At 72.0% G+C, this 16,174-nt stretch carries 15 protein-coding genes; 9 read left to right on the forward strand and 6 right to left on the reverse strand.

Annotated elements, in window-relative coordinates; all coding sequences use genetic code 11:
* Nucleotides 1–37 precede the first annotated feature (37 nt).
* The 5 genes from AB0K25_RS24070 to AB0K25_RS24090 form a co-directional block, all read right to left on the reverse strand.
* Nucleotides 38–316: a PqqD family protein gene (locus AB0K25_RS24070; protein WP_219462847.1), complete on the reverse strand. Its 279-nt coding sequence runs from the start codon at nucleotides 314–316 to the stop codon at nucleotides 38–40.
* Nucleotides 313–1,506, reverse strand: a complete 1,194-nt coding sequence (locus AB0K25_RS24075) for an asparagine synthase-related protein (protein ID WP_363822816.1) — start codon at nucleotides 1,504–1,506, stop codon at nucleotides 313–315. Before AB0K25_RS24075 ends, AB0K25_RS24070 begins: the two co-directional genes overlap by 4 nt.
* A 7-nt stretch (nucleotides 1,507–1,513) precedes the next feature.
* Entirely contained in the window at nucleotides 1,514–2,293 is a 780-nt protein-coding gene (locus AB0K25_RS24080; RefSeq protein ID WP_363822819.1) for an ABC transporter permease, read from the reverse strand.
* An 89-nt stretch (nucleotides 2,294–2,382) separates the two neighbouring features.
* Nucleotides 2,383–2,997 (reverse strand): ATP-binding cassette domain-containing protein, encoded by a 615-nt coding sequence (locus AB0K25_RS24085; protein WP_219462840.1) that lies wholly within the window; start codon nucleotides 2,995–2,997, stop codon nucleotides 2,383–2,385.
* Nucleotides 2,998–3,021: 24 nt separating this feature from the next.
* Nucleotides 3,022–3,186, reverse strand: coding sequence for a lasso RiPP family leader peptide-containing protein (locus AB0K25_RS24090; protein ID WP_219462838.1), 165 nt, complete (start codon nucleotides 3,184–3,186; stop codon nucleotides 3,022–3,024).
* A gap of 695 nt (nucleotides 3,187–3,881) precedes the next feature.
* On the opposite strand from AB0K25_RS24090, the gene AB0K25_RS24095 reads away from it, so the two are divergent.
* The 3 genes from AB0K25_RS24095 to AB0K25_RS24105 all read left to right on the forward strand — a co-directional run bounded on the left by AB0K25_RS24095 (nucleotide 3,882) and on the right by AB0K25_RS24105 (nucleotide 9,639).
* Nucleotides 3,882–4,868, forward strand: coding sequence for a helix-turn-helix domain-containing protein (locus tag AB0K25_RS24095; protein ID WP_363822823.1), 987 nt, complete (start codon nucleotides 3,882–3,884; stop codon nucleotides 4,866–4,868).
* Nucleotides 4,869–4,908: 40 nt separating this feature from the next.
* Complete coding sequence (locus AB0K25_RS24100; protein ID WP_363822826.1) at nucleotides 4,909–5,199, forward strand: GNAT family N-acetyltransferase; 291 nt, start codon at nucleotides 4,909–4,911, stop codon at nucleotides 5,197–5,199.
* A 171-nt stretch (nucleotides 5,200–5,370) separates the two neighbouring features.
* On the forward strand, nucleotides 5,371–9,639 hold the full coding sequence (locus tag AB0K25_RS24105; RefSeq protein WP_363822827.1) for a family 43 glycosylhydrolase: 4,269 nt from the start codon (nucleotides 5,371–5,373) through the stop codon (nucleotides 9,637–9,639).
* Nucleotides 9,640–9,864: 225 nt separating this feature from the next.
* Here AB0K25_RS24105 and AB0K25_RS24110 read toward each other — a convergent pair whose 3' ends face one another.
* On the reverse strand, nucleotides 9,865–10,947 hold the full coding sequence (locus AB0K25_RS24110) for a helix-turn-helix domain-containing protein (protein ID WP_357534313.1): 1,083 nt from the start codon (nucleotides 10,945–10,947) through the stop codon (nucleotides 9,865–9,867).
* Between the two features lie 205 nt (nucleotides 10,948–11,152).
* Here AB0K25_RS24110 and AB0K25_RS24115 point away from each other — a divergent pair, with 205 nt between their 5' ends.
* The 6 genes from AB0K25_RS24115 to AB0K25_RS24140 all read left to right on the forward strand — a co-directional run bounded on the left by AB0K25_RS24115 (nucleotide 11,153) and on the right by AB0K25_RS24140 (nucleotide 16,159).
* Nucleotides 11,153–11,401: an acyl carrier protein gene (locus AB0K25_RS24115; protein ID WP_219462823.1), complete on the forward strand. Its 249-nt coding sequence runs from the start codon at nucleotides 11,153–11,155 to the stop codon at nucleotides 11,399–11,401.
* Entirely contained in the window at nucleotides 11,394–12,956 is a 1,563-nt protein-coding gene (locus AB0K25_RS24120; RefSeq protein ID WP_357534315.1) for a class I adenylate-forming enzyme family protein, read from the forward strand. The genes AB0K25_RS24115 and AB0K25_RS24120 overlap by 8 nt, the downstream gene beginning before the upstream one ends.
* Nucleotides 12,957–13,119: 163 nt before the next feature.
* On the forward strand, nucleotides 13,120–13,842 hold the full coding sequence (locus AB0K25_RS24125; protein ID WP_208566722.1) for a Phenylacetic acid catabolic protein: 723 nt from the start codon (nucleotides 13,120–13,122) through the stop codon (nucleotides 13,840–13,842).
* A gap of 10 nt (nucleotides 13,843–13,852) precedes the next feature.
* Complete coding sequence (locus AB0K25_RS24130; protein ID WP_219462819.1) at nucleotides 13,853–14,983, forward strand: 4Fe-4S cluster-binding domain-containing protein; 1,131 nt, start codon at nucleotides 13,853–13,855, stop codon at nucleotides 14,981–14,983.
* Nucleotides 14,984–15,038: 55 nt separating this feature from the next.
* On the forward strand, nucleotides 15,039–15,296 hold the full coding sequence (locus tag AB0K25_RS24135; protein WP_208566720.1) for a phosphopantetheine-binding protein: 258 nt from the start codon (nucleotides 15,039–15,041) through the stop codon (nucleotides 15,294–15,296).
* Nucleotides 15,293–16,159, forward strand: a complete 867-nt coding sequence (locus AB0K25_RS24140) for an SDR family oxidoreductase (protein WP_357534318.1) — start codon at nucleotides 15,293–15,295, stop codon at nucleotides 16,157–16,159. The genes AB0K25_RS24135 and AB0K25_RS24140 overlap by 4 nt, the downstream gene beginning before the upstream one ends.
* Nucleotides 16,160–16,174 lie beyond the last annotated feature (15 nt).

The following is a 16,174-nucleotide window of genomic DNA, read 5'->3' on the forward strand; positions in this document are numbered from 1 at the left end:
TCATCCGGGCCGGTCGGGCTGGCGGGCCGACAGCGGGTCACGGCCCCGGTAGCAGGCCGTGTCGGCGCAGGTCGTCGAGGAAGGCCGCGACATCGGCGCTCGCCCGGTCCGGATCCACGGCGATGTCGGCGACCAGCACGGTCACCAGTTCCTGCTGTGTCGCGCCGCCGACCAGGTGCTGCCACAGCATCGCCCCGCAGCGGTCCAGTCCGAAGTAGACCGAGCGGTCGGTGTCCAGCACGACCACCTCGTCGCCGGCCTGCCGCCAGGCCACCCGGGTCGGGTCCACCCGGTGTACGGTCTCCGGCCGGCTCATCCGCTCACCTCCGCGTCGGCTCCGGCGCGTCGCCCTCCGGCCGGTGGCAGCGCTCGGATCGGCGTGGCCCGCGTCGGGAACCGAGGGGCCGGGGATGGTGTGGTCGCCAGCCAGAGCTGCTGGACCAGGGCGGCGGTGCCGCCGGGGATCGGCCAGCGGGACCAGGTGTCGCGCAGGGCGGCCACGTCGACCAGCTCCGGGTCCGCGCCGGTGCCGTCCCAGGAGCGGACGAACTCCCGGGTCGGGGTACGCAGGAAGACGTCGCGGAAGTGGGCCTTGCGGCGGGGTGCGGTGACCTCGGGCGGCAGGGCGTCGCCGACGATCTCGGCGAGCAGACCGTCGCGGGAGGTGTGGTGCCGTCGTCCGGCCAGTGCGGTGAGCGCGTCCAGGAACCCGTGGTCGAGCAGCGGGTGGACCGGGGTGACGTCGTGGTCTTCGGCGACGGCGGTGAACGCCGACCGGGTGATCACCAGGTCGCGGCGGCGGAGGTGCCACGCGACGCGCGGGCCGAGCCGGCGCGGTTCGGCCCGCTGCTCCGCCCGCAGCGCGCGGTTGACCTGCCGGGCCGTCTCCGCCGGCAGCCACGGGAACAGCCGCCTCGGCCGGTGCCGGCGCGACAGCTCACGGGCGAGGACCTGGACCCGGCTCAGGCGGGCCCGGGCCGACCGGGGTGGCGGACGACGCCACCCCGACAGCACCTGGTCCCCGCCGAGGCCGGTGAGCACGCTTCCGCCACGGGTCAGCTCCAGCAGCGGCAGGTGCAGGTGCAGGTTCACCGGATGCCGTACCCCGTAACGGTGCAGGAAACGGCTGGCGACCGGGCCGACCAGGTCCAGGTCGTGGTCGGCCCGCAGGATCTCCCATGCGGACCCGAGGCCAAGCGCCGCGACGACCCGGTCCTGCCAGGGCGACTCGTCGGCCCGGGGTGCGCCGGTGAACCGCCAGGTGATCGGGACCGGGTCGGGCAGGCCCTCCCACCGGGCCATCCGGACGGCCACGGCGAGCACCAGCGACGAGTCCAACCCGCCGGAGAAGCTCACCACGCACGGCGGTCGGCGCAGCGCGGGCAGCACCGCCTGGCCCAGCGCGGCGAGCGGGTCCGGGGCGACCGGGGGGACGACCCGCAGGGTCGGCGGCCCCACGCCCAGCACGGTGCCGGACGCGATGTCGAGCGGAGTCGGACGGAGCATGGGCACCTCAATCACGGGTCAGGGTTCCCCGGGCGGTGGCGATCCGTAGCGCGCGCCCGAAGAACCAGGTCGACAGGGGTAACAGCAACACGGTGGCGGCCAACAGGGTGAGTGCGGAGCCGGCCCAGGCGTCGCCGGACAACGCGGCGCGCAGGCCGTCCAGCGCGATCCGGCTGGGCAGCACGGCGGTCAGGGTGGGTAGGCCACCGGGAAGCGCGGCCACCGGGAAGTACGTCCCGGACAGGAAGGACAATCCGACGATCATCAGGCGGGCGGCGCTCTCGCCGTACCCGACGGCAACGGCGAACGCGGTCAACCCGATGCCGATACCCATCATCGCCGCGCTGCCGGCCACCAGGACCGCGGCGACGCCCCACCAGTCGGCCCGCGCGGTGTGCAGGCCGAACAGCGCGTGCAGCAGGACCAGGTAGAACCCGGCGCGCAGCAACGCCAGCAGGAAAGGGTACGCGGCCGTGCCCACCGCGAGGGCGGACGCCGGCACCGGCTGCGCGGCCAGCAGCTCCAGCGTGCCGCTGCGTTGCTCCCGGGCCACCCGCGAGGTCAGCTGGGTGCTCGCGGCCTGGAGGACGAGCATGAAGGTGATGCCGACCGCGACGAAGTCGAAGTAGGTCGTCGCGCCCAGCAGGCGGTGCGCCCCCGGTGGCGTCAACACCCGGGAGATGAACAGGAAGACCAGCAGGTTCACCACCCCGAACACGAGGTCCAGCAGCAGTGGCAGCCGGATCAGCTGTCGCTCGCCCAGGTCCCGCCGGGCCAGGGCGAGCACGGCCCGACCGCCCGCCGACCCGGGCCGGGGAGCCGGGCCGGGGGCGGGCGGAGCCGGCCGGGGGTGCAGACGCGTGCCGGCCCGTGGCGTCATCCGACCGCCGCCAGGGTGAGCCGCTGCTGGCAACGGTTGCCGTCGTCGGCGTGGTGGGAGGCGACCACACAGGTCAGCTCCGTCCGCCGGTCGATGGTCTGCCAGAGCAACCGCCGGCCCTCCTCGTCGAGGGAGCGCCCCGGCTCGTCGAGCAGCAGGAGCGCGGGTGCGGCGACGAGCGACCGGGCGATGCTGATCCGGGCGCGCATGCCGGCCGAGCAGCGGGCGGCCGGCATGCTGGCGTAGCGGGCGATGCCCAACTCCTCCTCGATTGCGTCGACGGCGGCGCGGACGGCCCGCCGGGGGAGCCGGAGCCGGGCGACGAGCGTGATGTTCTGGTGTGCCGTGAGCTGCTCGTAGAGGCCCTGTTCCGGCGCCAGGCACACGCCGGTCGCGCGCCGGGCACCCGGCGAGCCGACCGGATGGCCGGCCACGGTGGCCTGCCCGGCACTCAGGGCCAGCGTGCCGGACAGGCACCGCAGCAGGGTGGTCTTGCCGGATCCGTTGGGCCCCGCCAGGAGCACCCGTTCGCCGGCCGCCGCCTCGAAGTCGAGGTCGGTGAAGACACTGCGGTGACCGAACCGTCGGGTGGCCCGCACGAGACGCAGCATCGGCGTCCGGCCCTCACCGTTGGTTCAGAGCAGCGAGGCGTCGCCGTTGCCGCCCAGCCCGTCGTCGGGCCCGACGGTGCCGCCCTGGGTGAGTTCGGCGAGGGTGCCGAGCCGGGTGACGGTCGGGGGCCGGTAGCCCGAGGCGTCGGGTGCGGTGGGAGTGCCGTCGAGGTCGCGGAGTGAATCCATGTCAGTTCCCTGCTTCGGTAGATGGACGCCCAGAAACCCCATTGCGGGTCATGAAAGGCGTTTGGGGCGATAGTAGCTGCTATGGAGTGTTTCCGGTATCGGACTCCTGCGGCGTTGCCGTTGTCGGAATTAACGCTTGGAGACCGTGGTGGTCACGCTGCTCGGCGGTCTCGTTCCGCGAATTGCGCCTTGTGCGCGTCGTGGCTGCCTATCCGGGGATCCCGCGCAAGTCGGCCGACGCGCGTCGACCGTCTGGTGACTGCCGGCGGCGGCCTGCGTCGGAGCGGTTCCCGGCTGTGGTTACTGTCCACGGTGCTCTGTCGAGGGGGTCATCTGCGCTGGCCAGAGCGGTATCCGGCGGGCGGGGGGCGATGGCTGGTGTGTGCCGGGGTGATTTCGACCTGACTTCTTCGTGTGCCGCAACCTTTTCTCGCGAGCGAGAAATTTGCTTTCGCGCTGCTTGGATCTGTTCTACCTTCGTCTTTCACCACCTTGGTGCGCGAATCGCGAATATGTAGCGTGATTAGAGTGTCCGATCCGGGGTAGGGCAGGTAGCAGATCGGTGATGTCGCCTATAGTGCGGCATTATTGGATTTCTGCTGCCCGGTGCGTTGCCAGGCGGCGTGGCCACGGGAGGGCACCGGATGGCTGGCTACCGGCCGCCCCTTTCCCGGCGATCGACGGCGCGACCAGCCGTGGAAGCCGATCCCGAGGCCGGGGTGCAGCCATTGCCCTGGCAGCGGTACACCATGACCGACGCCGACGAGGTGCGCGCGTTCCTGCGGGCCACGTTCGCCGACGTCACCGTCGCGGTGTCCGAGTTCGGGGCCGAGGGGGCGCAACTGCGGGGCATGAGAGCCATGCTCGGCGATGTAACGCTGCACGGACTGCGGTACTCGGCGCGCATCCGGGTGGAGGGTGTCGCGCACGGACTGGTCAACATCATGCACGTGCGCGACGGGCGGTTGTCGGTCAGCGACCGCCGGGACGTGCACCGGCTCGCGCCCGGCCAGGTGGCCCTCCTGCCGGCGGAGCAGATGCTGGAGCTGGAGTTCGACGCCGTTGAGTCGTTCGCCGTCGGGCTGCCGACGTCGCTGGTCGACGAGGTCGCCCACACCTGGTCCGGAGGTGGCGGTGGGCGGGTGCGTTTCGTGGGAACCCGTCCGGTCTCGGTCGGGCTGGAGCGGCACTGGTTGGGGACGCTGGCGTACGTGCGGCAGGTGGTGCTGGCCGACCTCGCCCTGGCCACCAACCCGCTGGTCATCGAGCAGGTCCGGCACATGCTGGCGGCGGCGGCGCTGGCGGTCTTCCCGAGCGCCGCCGTCGTACCCCAGCCGCGCGGCCCGGGTGACATCGCGCCCTCGGTGGTACGCCGGGCGATGGACCACGTGGAGGCGCACAGCGACCGGTACGTGTCGCTGGCGGAGCTGGCCGAGGCCTCCGGCGTCTCCGCCCGAGGGTTGCAGTACGCGTTCCGCCGTTACCAGGACACCACCCCCGCCCGGTACGCCCGCCGGGTTCGGCTGGGCCGCGCCCACGAGGACCTGCTCCGGGGGGACCCGGCGGCGGGCGACACGGTGGCCGCGATCGCCGCCCGCTGGGGGTTCACGGACGCGAAGCGCTTCGCCACCGACTACCGGGCCGCCTACGGCCAGCCGCCGAGCCGCACGCTGCGATCCTGACCCCGCCGTCGCGTGTTTGGATGGTCCGGTGGAGTTCACCGTGACAGACGCGCCGGACCGAGAGCGGTTCGAGGCGCGCGACGAGACCGGAACGCTGGCCGGGGTGGTCACCTACCAGTTGACCGGCACCATCATCGCCTACACGCACACCGAGGTCGATTCAGCCTTTGAGGGTCGGGGCGTCGGGTCGACGCTGGCCCGCGCGGTCATGGACGACGCCCGCTCCCGGGGCCGGACGGCGGTGCCGATCTGCCCGTTCCTCGGTGACTGGCTGGGTCGGCACCCGGAGTACGCGGACATCGTGGTCCGGTCCACTCGCAAGATCAAGTAGGTCGGCGGGGTGGTTTCGGGTCGCTCGACGGCGTCAAGGGCCCCCCGGGTCGCCCTGCGGTGAGCGGGCGTGAGCGCAGCGCATCGGCGGGGTCCACCTCCTTGACGGAGTCTGATTGTTGCGTTGACAATTCCAGCCTGTTAACGCTCACATGACACCGAGGAATCCCCCATGCGCTCAGCAGTTCCCCGGGACCACCACGCCGCCACCCCCCGCCGCACCCGTACCCTCGCCGCCGCCACGCTGCTCACCCTGGTCGCCGCGCTGACCCCCGCCGTGGCGACCCCGGCCGACGCGGCTGCCGCCGACGTCACCGACGGGCTGCTGCTGCGCTACGACCTCGACCAGCGCACCGGCACCACCATCACCGACACCTCCGGCCACGGCAACGACGGCACCCTGGTCGGCGGCGGCACCTGGACCGGCCCGGACGGGCTGCTGCTCGACGGCGTCGACGACCACGTCAAGCTGCCGAACGACATCCTGGCCGGCCGGTCGTCGCTCACCGTCGCGGTCGACGTCCTCGTCGACCCGACCCAGCAGACCCCGTACTTCCTCTGGGGTCTGGGCAACCCGGCCACCTCTGCCGCCGGCACCGGCTACCTGTTCGCCAGCGGCGACGCGTTCCGCGCCGGCATCACCACCACCAACTGGGCCGGCGAGCAGGTCACCGGCGCCGGCGGCAACCTGACCCGGGGGGTCTGGAAGTCGGTCACCTACACCCAGACCGGCACCACCGGCACCCTCTACGCCGACGGTGTGCAGGTGGCCCGCAACACCGCCGTCACCGTGCCGCCCAGCGCCGTCGGCAACGGCGTCACCACCAGCAACCACCTAGGCCGGTCCACCTACGCCACCGACCGGTTCCTCAAGGGACGGGTGGCGAACTTCCGGATCTACGACCGGGCGCTCACCCCCGCCGAGGTCGCCGCGATCGTGCGACCCGAGGAGTCCGACCAGACCCGGGCCGAGTCGGCCGCCGCCGCGCTGTCCCTGGTGCACGCCGACGACGTCCGTGGCAACCTGACCATGCCCGGCACCGGCCGGCACGGCGCGACGGTCGCCTGGCGCTCGGCCCGGCCCGAGGTGGTCACCCCCGACGGCGTGGTCCGTCGCCCGGCGCACGGCGCGGGCGACGTCACGGTCCCGGTGACCGCCACCGTCACCGTCGGCAGCGCCACCGCCGAACGGACCATCCCGCTGACCGTTCGGGAGCTGCCGGCCCCCGCGCCGTACGCCGGCTACGCGTTCAGCTACTTCACCGGCAACTCGATCGCCGGGGAGAAGATCTACTTCGCCGCCAGCCGGGGCAACAACGCCCTGCAGTGGACCGAGGTCAACGGCGGCCAGCCGAAACTGGAGTCGACGTACGGCACCCGGGGCCTGCGCGACCCGTTCCTGATCCGCAGCCCGGAGGGGGACCGGTTCTTCCTGATCGCCACCGACCTGTCGATCGGCCGCAACGGCGACTGGGACGCCGCCCAGCGCCGGGGCAGCCGTTACCTGGAGGTGTGGGAGTCCACCGACCTGGTCAACTGGTCGGCGCAGCGGCACGTCGAGGTCTCCCCGCCGACCGCCGGCAACACCTGGGCGCCCGAGGCGTACTGGGACGCCGAGCGCGGCGAGTACCTGGTCTTCTGGGCCTCGAAGCTGTTCGCCGAGAACGACCCGAACCACACGGGCAACACGTACAACCGGATGCTGGCCGCCACCACCCGCGACTTCGTCACGTTCAGCCCGGCGACGATCTGGCAGGACCGGGGCGAGTCGCGGATCGACTCCACGATGATCCGCGAGGGCGACACCTACTACCGGTTCACCAAGGACGAGGGCGGCGGCGGCACCGGCTGCTCCGACATCATCCAGGAGAGGTCGACCTCGCTGACCGCCGTCGACCTGCCCGGCCGACCGTCGTGGACGATGCTCGACTCGTGCATCGGCCGTGACGCCGGCACCTCCGCCGTGGAGGGACCCACCGTCTTCAAGGCCAACCCCGGCGACACCTCCGGCTCGCGCTACTACCTCTTCGTCGACGAGTACGGCGGCCGGGGCTACATCCCGCTGGGCACCGACGACCTGGCGAAGCCGAACTGGAAGGTGCCGGCCTCCTACCGGCTGCCGGCCAGCCCCCGCCACGGCACCGTCATCCCGGTGACCCGTGCCGAACTCGACGCGCTCAACGACGCGCCGCCGCCGGTCAGCGCCAACGCCGACGGGGTGGTGGCCCACTACCGGCTCGACCAGGCAGGCGGCGGCACGGTCACCGACGACTCCGGCAACGGCCACCACGCCACGCTGGCCGGTGACGCCCGGTGGGACGCAGGCAGCCTCACCCTCGGCGGCACCAACGGCCACGTCGACCTGCCCGACAACATCATGGCCGGGTTGGACGAGATCACCGTGTCGATGGACGTGAACATCGCCGCCGACCAGGCCACCCCGTACTTCGTCTGGGGGCTCGGCAACACCGACTCCGCAGGCGTCGGCAACGGCTACCTGTTCACCACCGGCAACGACTACCGCACCTCGATCAGCCTGGGCAACTGGACCGGCGAACAGACCGTCACCGGTGGTCGGGCGGTCCCCCGGGGAGCGTGGAAGACGCTGACGTACACCCTGAACCGGGCCGGCACCGCGCGGATCTACCTGGACGGGGTGCGGGTGGCCGAGAAGACCGGGCTGACCGTCGCCCCCGGTGACATCGGCGGCGGTCGGACCACCGCGAACTACCTGGGCCGCTCCCAGTACGCCAGCGACCGCTACCTCAAGGGCCGGATCCGCGACTTCTCCCTCTACAACCGGGCGCTCACCGACGCCGAGGTCGCCGCGCTCGGCAGCAACGGCACCAGCGTGGTCTCCGTCGAACTCGACAGCCTGAAGGTGCCGGCCATCGTGGACGCCGCCACCGGCACCATCACCCTGCCGGTCCGGCCGGGCACCGACCTGACCAGCCTCGCCCCGCGCTACCTGGTCGCGCCGACCTCCACCGTCAAGCCCGCCGGGCCGCGCAACTACACCCGGCCGGTGGCGGTCACCGTCACCAGCGCAGCCGGGGCCAGCCGGGTGTGGACGGTGCGGGCGGTGCCGATGAACACCCCGGTGCTGCCCGGCTTCAACGCCGACCCGAACATCGTCCGGTTCGGCGACACCTACTACATCTACGCCACCACCGACGGCTTCCCCGGCTGGGGCAGCTCGACGTTCACCGTGTGGTCCAGCCGCAACCTGGTCGACTGGACCGGCCACGACACCATCCTCGACCTCGGGCCGGACATCAGCTGGGCGGACACCAACGCCTGGGCGCCGGCCGCGATCGAGAAGAACGGGAAGTACTACCTGTACTTCTCGGCGCAGCAGAACATCGGCGTCGCGGTGGCCGACTCGCCCCTCGGGCCGTTCGTGGACCCGCGGGGCCGGCCCCTGGTGAGCAAGGCCGACTACGGCAACGCCCAGCAGATCGACCCGGCGGTGTTCACCGACGACGACGGGAAGAGCTACCTGTACTGGGGCAACGGCACCCCGTACGTGGTGCCGCTGAACGACGACATGGTCTCGTACGACGTCGGCAGGCGGGTCCGGCTGACCGGGCTCACCGGCTTCCGCGAGGGCCTGTTCATGCACAAGCGCAACGGCGTCTACTACCTGTCCTGGTCGATCGACGACACCGGCAGCGAGAACTACCGGGTCGGTTACGGCATCGGCAGCAGCCCGCTCGGGCCGTTCACCAGCAAGGGGGAGATCCTCACCAAGGACCCGAGCCAGGGCATCCTGGGCACCGGGCACCACTCGATCATCCAGGTGCCCGGTACCGACGACTGGTACGTGGCGTACCACCGGTTCGCCATCCCGGGCGGTGACGGCACCCACCGGGAGACCACCATCGACCGGTTGTACTTCGCCGACGACGGCACCATCAGGCCGGTGGTGCCCACGCTCAGCGGCGTCGAGCCGCTGCGCTATCGGGGCGGGCAGCCCCGGCTGCGGATCACCGACCCGGGCGCCGACGGCTGGTACGGCGCGAACGCCGCCCTCACCCTGGCCCACGGCGAGCTGATCCGGTTGGTGGAGTACCAGATCGACGGGGGAGGCTGGTTCCCGTACCGGGAGCCGGTGGCCCTGCCGGCGGGCCGGCACACGGTGCAGTACCGGGCGCAGGGGGTCAACCTGTTCTGGAGCGAGCCGTGGTCGGTGTCGGTGCAGGTGGACCGGGTGGCACCGACCGCCGAGGCGACGCTGGCGGGCCGCACGCTGGTCGTCACCGGTCGCGACGGCGACTCCGGGGTGGCCCGGGTGGAGTACCGCCTCGACGGTGGGGAGTGGACCACCTGGACCGGGCCGGTGCCGCTGGACGACCTGGCGCACGGGGTCCGTTACCGCGCGGTCGACGTGGCCGGCAACGTCGGTGAGGTGGGTGTCCTGCGGGTCCCCGCAGTCAGGTAACCGCCGCCCTCCCGCGTCGCCCCGACGCGTCAGCCGCCCCGCGCCGCCCGACCGGAGCACGGTCGGGCGGCGCGGGCCGCTGCCCGGGGCAGGCCGGTCCCCGAGGGGTGTCGCGGCCCCGGGAGCGTGGGTGCGGGGTCGGCCCCGACCGGTTCGGGCGTACGACGCGGTGCCGGGTCCGGCCGACGCCTGGTCCGAGCCGGAGCACGATGCGACTCCGACATCTCACATGCCGGTAGCCGCAGCGGGCGGGCCCGGCGCATGCCGTCGGTCGGCGGACGTCGATGCGTCCGAAGTCCGTTGACGATGTCGGGCGAGCGCCTGCCGTACCCCGTCCGCGGTGCTGATCCAGCGGGTCGGCCCCTCCCCGACGCCGGTGGTCCCGACCGCCCCGTCCGGGGCCGGCCCGACCGTGTCGGGGCGGACCGGGCCGGCGTCGTCCGGGTGTCGGGCGGCGAGCAGGGCCGACCAGCGTCGGACCTGGTCGGCCCAGGCCCCGCCGGTCGGGGTCAGGTGCAGGTGGAAGCGGGGGTGCCGGGCCAGCCAACCCCGGACCGCCGCAGCCCCGTGTGACGCCGGGTCGTCGGCGATCACGTGCACCAGCAGCCCGGCGGGCACCGCCCGGTCCACCGCCACCAGGAACCGCCGGTACGCGGCCGCGCGTCGCCGCCGCTGCGGGCCGTCCTCCCCGACGGGTGCGGGCGACCCCGGCCGGTACGGATCGGACCCGGTCGGGGGCGGGCTGCCGCTGGTCGGGGAGCGGTCGTCCCGGGGCGTGGCGCAGAGCACCAGAACCTGCTCCGGCGGATGACGGTAGAGCCCGACCAGGGCCACCACCGAGGCGACGAACCCCGGGTCGGCCGCCAGGGTCGGGCCGTCCTGCAGGTGCGGGCGCAGGTCGAACTGTCGCCAGATCCGGCCGACCGTGGACGCCGACAGCCCGGTGTGGGCGGCCATCGACGCCCGGGACCACCGCCGGGCCGGCGCGGGCGTGCCGCCGAGGGTGGCCGCCACCACCCGGTCCACCTGCTCGGGACGCACCGAGGTGGGCCGGCCGGTACGCAGGTCGTCGGCGAGCCCCGACAGCCGGGCGGCGGCGAACCGGGAACGCCATTTCCCGACCGTCGCGGGTGAAACGTTCAACCGGGTCGCGACCTCGATATTCGTGGCCCCGTCGGCGCATGCCAAAACGATGCGGCAGCGAATGGCGAACGCCTGCGTCGAGTGGGCCGCGCGGGCCCCCCTCGCCAGTTGTTCCCGTTCCTCGTCGGTGAGCACCAGCCTGGCCTTCGGTCGCCCCTTCCCCATGCCCGGATCCTATCCGGATATGGCACGGACTAATGACGCATGACGATGTAGGGGGCGGGTGCCGACGATTGCCCCGACGGTTGCCCTGGACGGTTCACGACGGGACTGAGTATGGTCCCGACGAGTCCCGAGAGTTGGGGGAAGGGACCGCTGCCGCAACGTTGCCGTGGCCCGTGTGGTGATCTGACATGGGGGGACCGCTTCAGTGACCGCGACCGATCTGCACGAGAACATGACCTCGATCTGCGCCGACGTGCTCAACCGAGTCACCGTCGGCCCCGACGACGATCTCGTCGAGCTCGGCATGGACTCGGTGGGCGCGGTGGAGATCGTGACCCGGGTCGAGGCGGCGTACGGGGTGGACGTGGTCGACGTCATCTTCGACACACCCACGGTCAACCGGCTCTGCGCCGTCGTCGAGGAGTCCGCCGTCCGCGACGAGTCGCATGCCTAGTCCGCTGGTCGAGCCGGATCTCACCGTCACGGCGAACCTGCTGGACCTCGTCTCCCAGGCCGCCGCGGCCTACGGCGACGACCCGTACCTGCTCCCGGCGGAGCCCGGCGGGCGGGTGGTCAGCTTCACCGACGTGCTGACCTTCACCCGGGGCTGTGCGGCGCTGCTCGACGAGCACCGGGTGCCACCGGGCGGCCGGGTGGCCGTGGTCCTGCACAACTCCTCGCTGGCCGCGCTGCTCTTCCTCGGGATCATCGCCGCCGGGCGGATGCTGGTGCCGCTGAACCCGAAGTCCGGCCCGGCCGAGCTGGACACCCTGCTCGCCCACGCCGACGTCAGGCTGGTGCTCGGTCCGTCAGCGACCGCCGCGAAGGCGTCGCCCGGCCGGCGCTGGCTGCCTGTCGACGACGCGGAGGTGTTCCTCACCGAGGTCCTCGACCGGGGCGTCGCGCGCCCGGGGGACCTGCCCGCACCTCCGGGCGGCGCGGCGGGGGACGCCGAGATCGTCTACACCTCCGGTTCGACCGGCGCGGCCAAGGGGGTGGTGCTGTCGCACCGCGCCCTGCTGGCCAACTCGCTGGCGATGGTGAAGTGGGCCGACGCGGGCCGCGACGACGTCTTCCTCAACGTCATCCCCATGCTGCACGTCGGCGGGCAGGGCCTGCCCACGCTGACGCCGTTGTGGTCCGGGGGGCGCTCGGTCTGCGTCCGCTCGGAGGTGGCGCTGGCCCGGTTCTGGACCTACGTGGACCGGTTCCGGCCCACCTGGACCCTGGTGGTCAACGCCTACCTCGCGCACCTGGTCGAACGACCGCAACGACCGGCCGCCAGCCGGCTCAAGGGGGTCCTCGCCGGTGGCTCGGCGCTCAGCCCAGAGCTGATCCACCGGTTCGAGGCCACCTTCGACATCCCGGTGTTCCAGGTCTACGGCATGACCGAGATGACCTCCCTGACGGTGGTGGAGCCCCGGGACCGCCGGCCGGCCGACCGCCGTACGGCCGGGCTGCCGGTGCCGTTCGCCCAGGTGCGGGTCGTCGACGAGGCCGGCCGGGACGTCCCGCCGGGGGAGAGCGGCGAGGTGCTGATGCGCGGGCCGAGCATCTTCACCCGGTACGAGCAGGCGCCGGAACTCACCGCCGGGCGGCTGGTCGACGGCTGGGTCCGCAGCGGCGATCTCGGCCACCTCGACGAACGCGGTGAGCTGACCATCGTCGACCGGATGGACAGCATGGTCATCGTCAGCGGGGAGAACGTCTATCCCGCCGAGATCGAGAACGTCGTGCCGCAGCTCGACGGGATCGAAGATGCGGTGGTCGCCGCGCTGCCGCACCCGGTGACGGGGGTGGAGCTGGTGCTGGTGTACACCCTGCTGCCCGGCGCGGAGGCCCGGGACGACGAATGGCGTGGGCTGTTGCTGAAACAGCTCAGCGCCTTCAAGGTGCCGCGCCGGTTCGTGCCGCTCAAGGAGATCGGGGTCGACAGTTTTCCGCGTACTCCGCTCGGCAAGATCCAACGGTCGGACGTGCGCAGGCTGGCGATCGAGAACCTGACCTGACGTCACCGTCGGTGGCGGGCGAGGAGGAACGGGGGGATTTTCGCAGGGGATCGGGTCACCGGGAGTCGTCCCGGGTCCGTCGTGGCGGCGCGGCAGCGCCGGTGTCCCCTTTTCCGTAATTTGCGGGTGTGAATGGCGACAGGAGGCGGTCTGCGTTATGTCGGTGGAGATCCTTGACGACGAAGAAGTGGTGGTCCGTACCCCCGAAGAGCTGAAGCGGATGCCTCGGGCCTACCAGAAGGCACTGATCAGTCAAATCATGATCAATACGGAGGGTGAGCTCTCCGGTGGCGACGACTACACGATGATGTTCCTGCCGCTGGCGCCCAACGCCGAGGAGCGTCAGGTCTGCGCCGAGCGGGCCGCCGAGGAGTACGACCACTACAAGATCGGCAAGCGGGTGCTGGCCGAGATCGGCATCGACACCTCCCACATGGAGAGCCAGACCATCGAGGAGCGTCGGCTCTTCGCCGACAAGCGGCTGCACCAGTGCACCACCTGGGCCGAGCGGGGCATCTACTCCTACATCGGCGAGGAGAGCGCCCTGATCATGATCAAGGAGTTCGCCCAGGGCAGCTACAAACCGTGGGCGGACGCGGTCCGGACGATCATCCTGGACGAGAAGATCCACATCGCGCACGGTGCCCGGGTCTGCCGCAACCTCGCCACCACCGACGAGGGGCGCGAGCAGTTGCAGGCCGCGCTGGACCGGCTCTGGCCGGTGTTCCGCGACCTGTTCGGCACGCCCGAATCCGAGCGCTCCAAGCGGGCGGTCCGGTACGGCCTGCGCCGCACCACCAACGGCGAGGCGTTGCAGCAGTGGGAGGACACCGTCGTTCCCCGGATCCACGCACTGGGGCTCGTCGTCCCGTCCGCAGGCACCTGAGAGGACGGTCATGCCCACTCCCATCGCGATCAATCCCCGTCCGCTGTCCCGGCGGGAGGCCAAGACCCGTCTGGCGTCCCTGCTGGCCGACCGCCCCGACCTGGCCGCGCGGTTGCAGGTCGTGCGGGACATGGGCCGCCGGGTCAGCGCGACCGAGGTGCACCTCACCACCACCTGCAACATCCGGTGCAAGGGGTGCTGGTACTTCGAGGGCGGCTTCGACGCGGCCGTCCCCGAGACCTCCGACCCGGAGCTGATCTCCCGGTTCGTGGACTCGCTCGTGGCCAAGGGCGTCACCCAGGCGACCCTGATCGGCGGCGAGCCGACCCTGGTCCTGCCCCGGGTGGTGCCGTTCGTCGAGCGGCTGCCGTACGTGACCATCTCCACCAACGGCATCCGGCCGCTGCCCATGGTCGGCTTCGAGCAGGTCGCGGTCGCCATCAGCCTGTTCGGTGGCGGCCCGCTCGACGACGCGCTGCGCGGCTACCGGGTCAACGGCTCGTCGTTCTCCGGGCTGTTCGAGACCGCCCTCGGGCACTACCGTAACGACCCCCGGGTGATCTTCGTGTACGCGCTGTCGGAGGAGGGTCTGCAGTACGTCGAGCCGACCGTCCGGGCCATCCAGGACAACGGCAACCAGGTCACCTTCAACTTCTACTCCGCCCACGGCAGCGACCACGCCCTGCGCATCGAGAACGAGCAGCGCACCCTCGCCGAGGCGCTCCGGGTCAAGCAGGCGTACCCCGAGACGGTGGTCTGCCACCCGTACTTCATCGAGGCGCTGATCACCGGTCGCACCCACTGGGACGGCCAGTTCGGCTACGACGTCTGCCCCAGCATCAGCGTGGACCACCCGGACCACGCCGAGCGGATCCGCAACGGCAACCCGGTCCTGGACGGCTTCGCCGTCTACGGCGCCGACTACCAGACCCTCCAGTTCTGCTGCACCTCCGGCAACTGCGCGGACTGCCGGGACAGCCAGGGCGTCTACAGCTGGCTGCTGGTCAGCATGAACCGCTTCCTCGACGACACCGGCCGGCTGGAGACCTGGCTGGAGCTGGCCGAGAGCTACTGGCGGCAGTGGTACTGGGCGCAACGGCACCACACCAACCTCGCCCGCCAGGCCCCGCTCGCCGCCTAGGCGACCCGCACCGAGAAAAGCCTAGGCGACCCGCACCGAGAAAAGGAGCATCCGGATGTCTTCCCCATCGACCGAGATCACCGCCCCCGCCGTCGAGGAGCGCCTGCGCGCCGAACTGATCGACCTCGGCGTCGAGGAGGACGCGATCAGCGCCGACGCCAAGTTCGACGCGCTCGACATCGACTCGCTCGACGTGGCCGACCTGATGGCCATGGTCGTCAAGGAGTACGGGGTGGAGATCCCGCGCAGCGAACTCGCGGACGTCACCGTCGGTCAACTCGTCGAGCGGATCGTGGCGGGCGCGTCGCGTTGAGCTCGTTGCTGAGCCTGGACAAGCGCACCTACCTGGTCACCGGGGTCCTCAACAACGAGTCCATCGCCTGGCACGTGGCGGCGGCCCTGCAACGGGAGGGCTGCGAGGTCATCCTGACCTCGTACGGGCGGGTCGGCCGGATCACCCGACGGGTGGCCGAGCTGCTGCCGTCCCGCCCCGAGGTGCTCGAACTGGACGTGATGTCCGACGCGAGCGTCGACGAGCTGGCCGAGGCGATCGGCAGCCGCTGGGGGCAGCTCGACGGGGTGCTGCACAGCATCGCCGCCGCCCCGCCCGACGCGTTGGGGGCCGGGTTCGTCACCGCCGCAGCCGGTGGGGTGCTCGACGGGTTCCGCGCGTCGGCGTACTCGTTCCAGCAGCTCACCACCGCGCTGTCGCCGCTGCTGAGTCAGGCCCCCGGCGGCGGCGCGGTGGTCGGGCTGACCGTCGACTCGACCCGGGCGCTGCCCGGATACGGGTGGATGGGGGTCTACAAGTCGGCGCTGGAGGCGGTCTGCCGCTACCTGGCGATGCACCTCGGCCCGACCGGGATCAGGGTCAACCTCGTCGCCGCCGGGCCGGTCGAGACCGTGTCGGCGCGCGGGGTGCGCACCTTCTCCGCCCTGGCCGACCAGTACGAGCGGTGGGCGCCGCTGGGCTGGGACCGCGCCGACCCGGCCCGGGTGGTCGGGGCGGTGCTTTTCCTGCTGTCGGACCTGTCCCGGTACACCACCGGGCAGGTGGTGCACGCCGACGGCGGCATGCACGCCGTCTTCGGCGGCGTCCCGGCCCCCGGACCGGCTGCGGCCCCGGGGCCAGCCCCGGCTCCGGCGGCACCGTCGCCACCAGACACCGCCGGCTGACACACACTGCGGGGA

The sequence above is a fragment of the Micromonospora sp. NPDC049257 genome (assembly GCF_040678915.1).
GTDB classification, from domain to species: Bacteria; Actinomycetota; Actinomycetes; order Mycobacteriales; family Micromonosporaceae; genus Micromonospora; species Micromonospora antibiotica.

What these genes read in the sequence shown, in the direction of transcription:
- AB0K25_RS24070 (WP_219462847.1), bottom strand. Translation starts at nt 316, where the DNA reads ATGAGCCGGCCGGAGACCGTACACCGGGTGGACCCGACCCGGGTGGCC.
- AB0K25_RS24075 (WP_363822816.1), bottom strand. Translation starts at nt 1,506, where the DNA reads ATGCTCCGTCCGACTCCGCTCGACATCGCGTCCGGCACCGTGCTGGGC.
- AB0K25_RS24085 (WP_219462840.1), bottom strand. Translation starts at nt 2,997, where the DNA reads ATGCTGCGTCTCGTGCGGGCCACCCGACGGTTCGGTCACCGCAGTGTC.
- AB0K25_RS24090 (WP_219462838.1), bottom strand. Translation starts at nt 3,186, where the DNA reads ATGGATTCACTCCGCGACCTCGACGGCACTCCCACCGCACCCGACGCC.
- AB0K25_RS24105 (WP_363822827.1), top strand. Translation starts at nt 5,371, where the DNA reads ATGCGCTCAGCAGTTCCCCGGGACCACCACGCCGCCACCCCCCGCCGC.
- AB0K25_RS24110 (WP_357534313.1), bottom strand. Translation starts at nt 10,947, where the DNA reads ATGGGGAAGGGGCGACCGAAGGCCAGGCTGGTGCTCACCGACGAGGAA.
- AB0K25_RS24120 (WP_357534315.1), top strand. Translation starts at nt 11,394, where the DNA reads ATGCCTAGTCCGCTGGTCGAGCCGGATCTCACCGTCACGGCGAACCTG.
- AB0K25_RS24130 (WP_219462819.1), top strand. Translation starts at nt 13,853, where the DNA reads ATGCCCACTCCCATCGCGATCAATCCCCGTCCGCTGTCCCGGCGGGAG.
- AB0K25_RS24135 (WP_208566720.1), top strand. Translation starts at nt 15,039, where the DNA reads ATGTCTTCCCCATCGACCGAGATCACCGCCCCCGCCGTCGAGGAGCGC.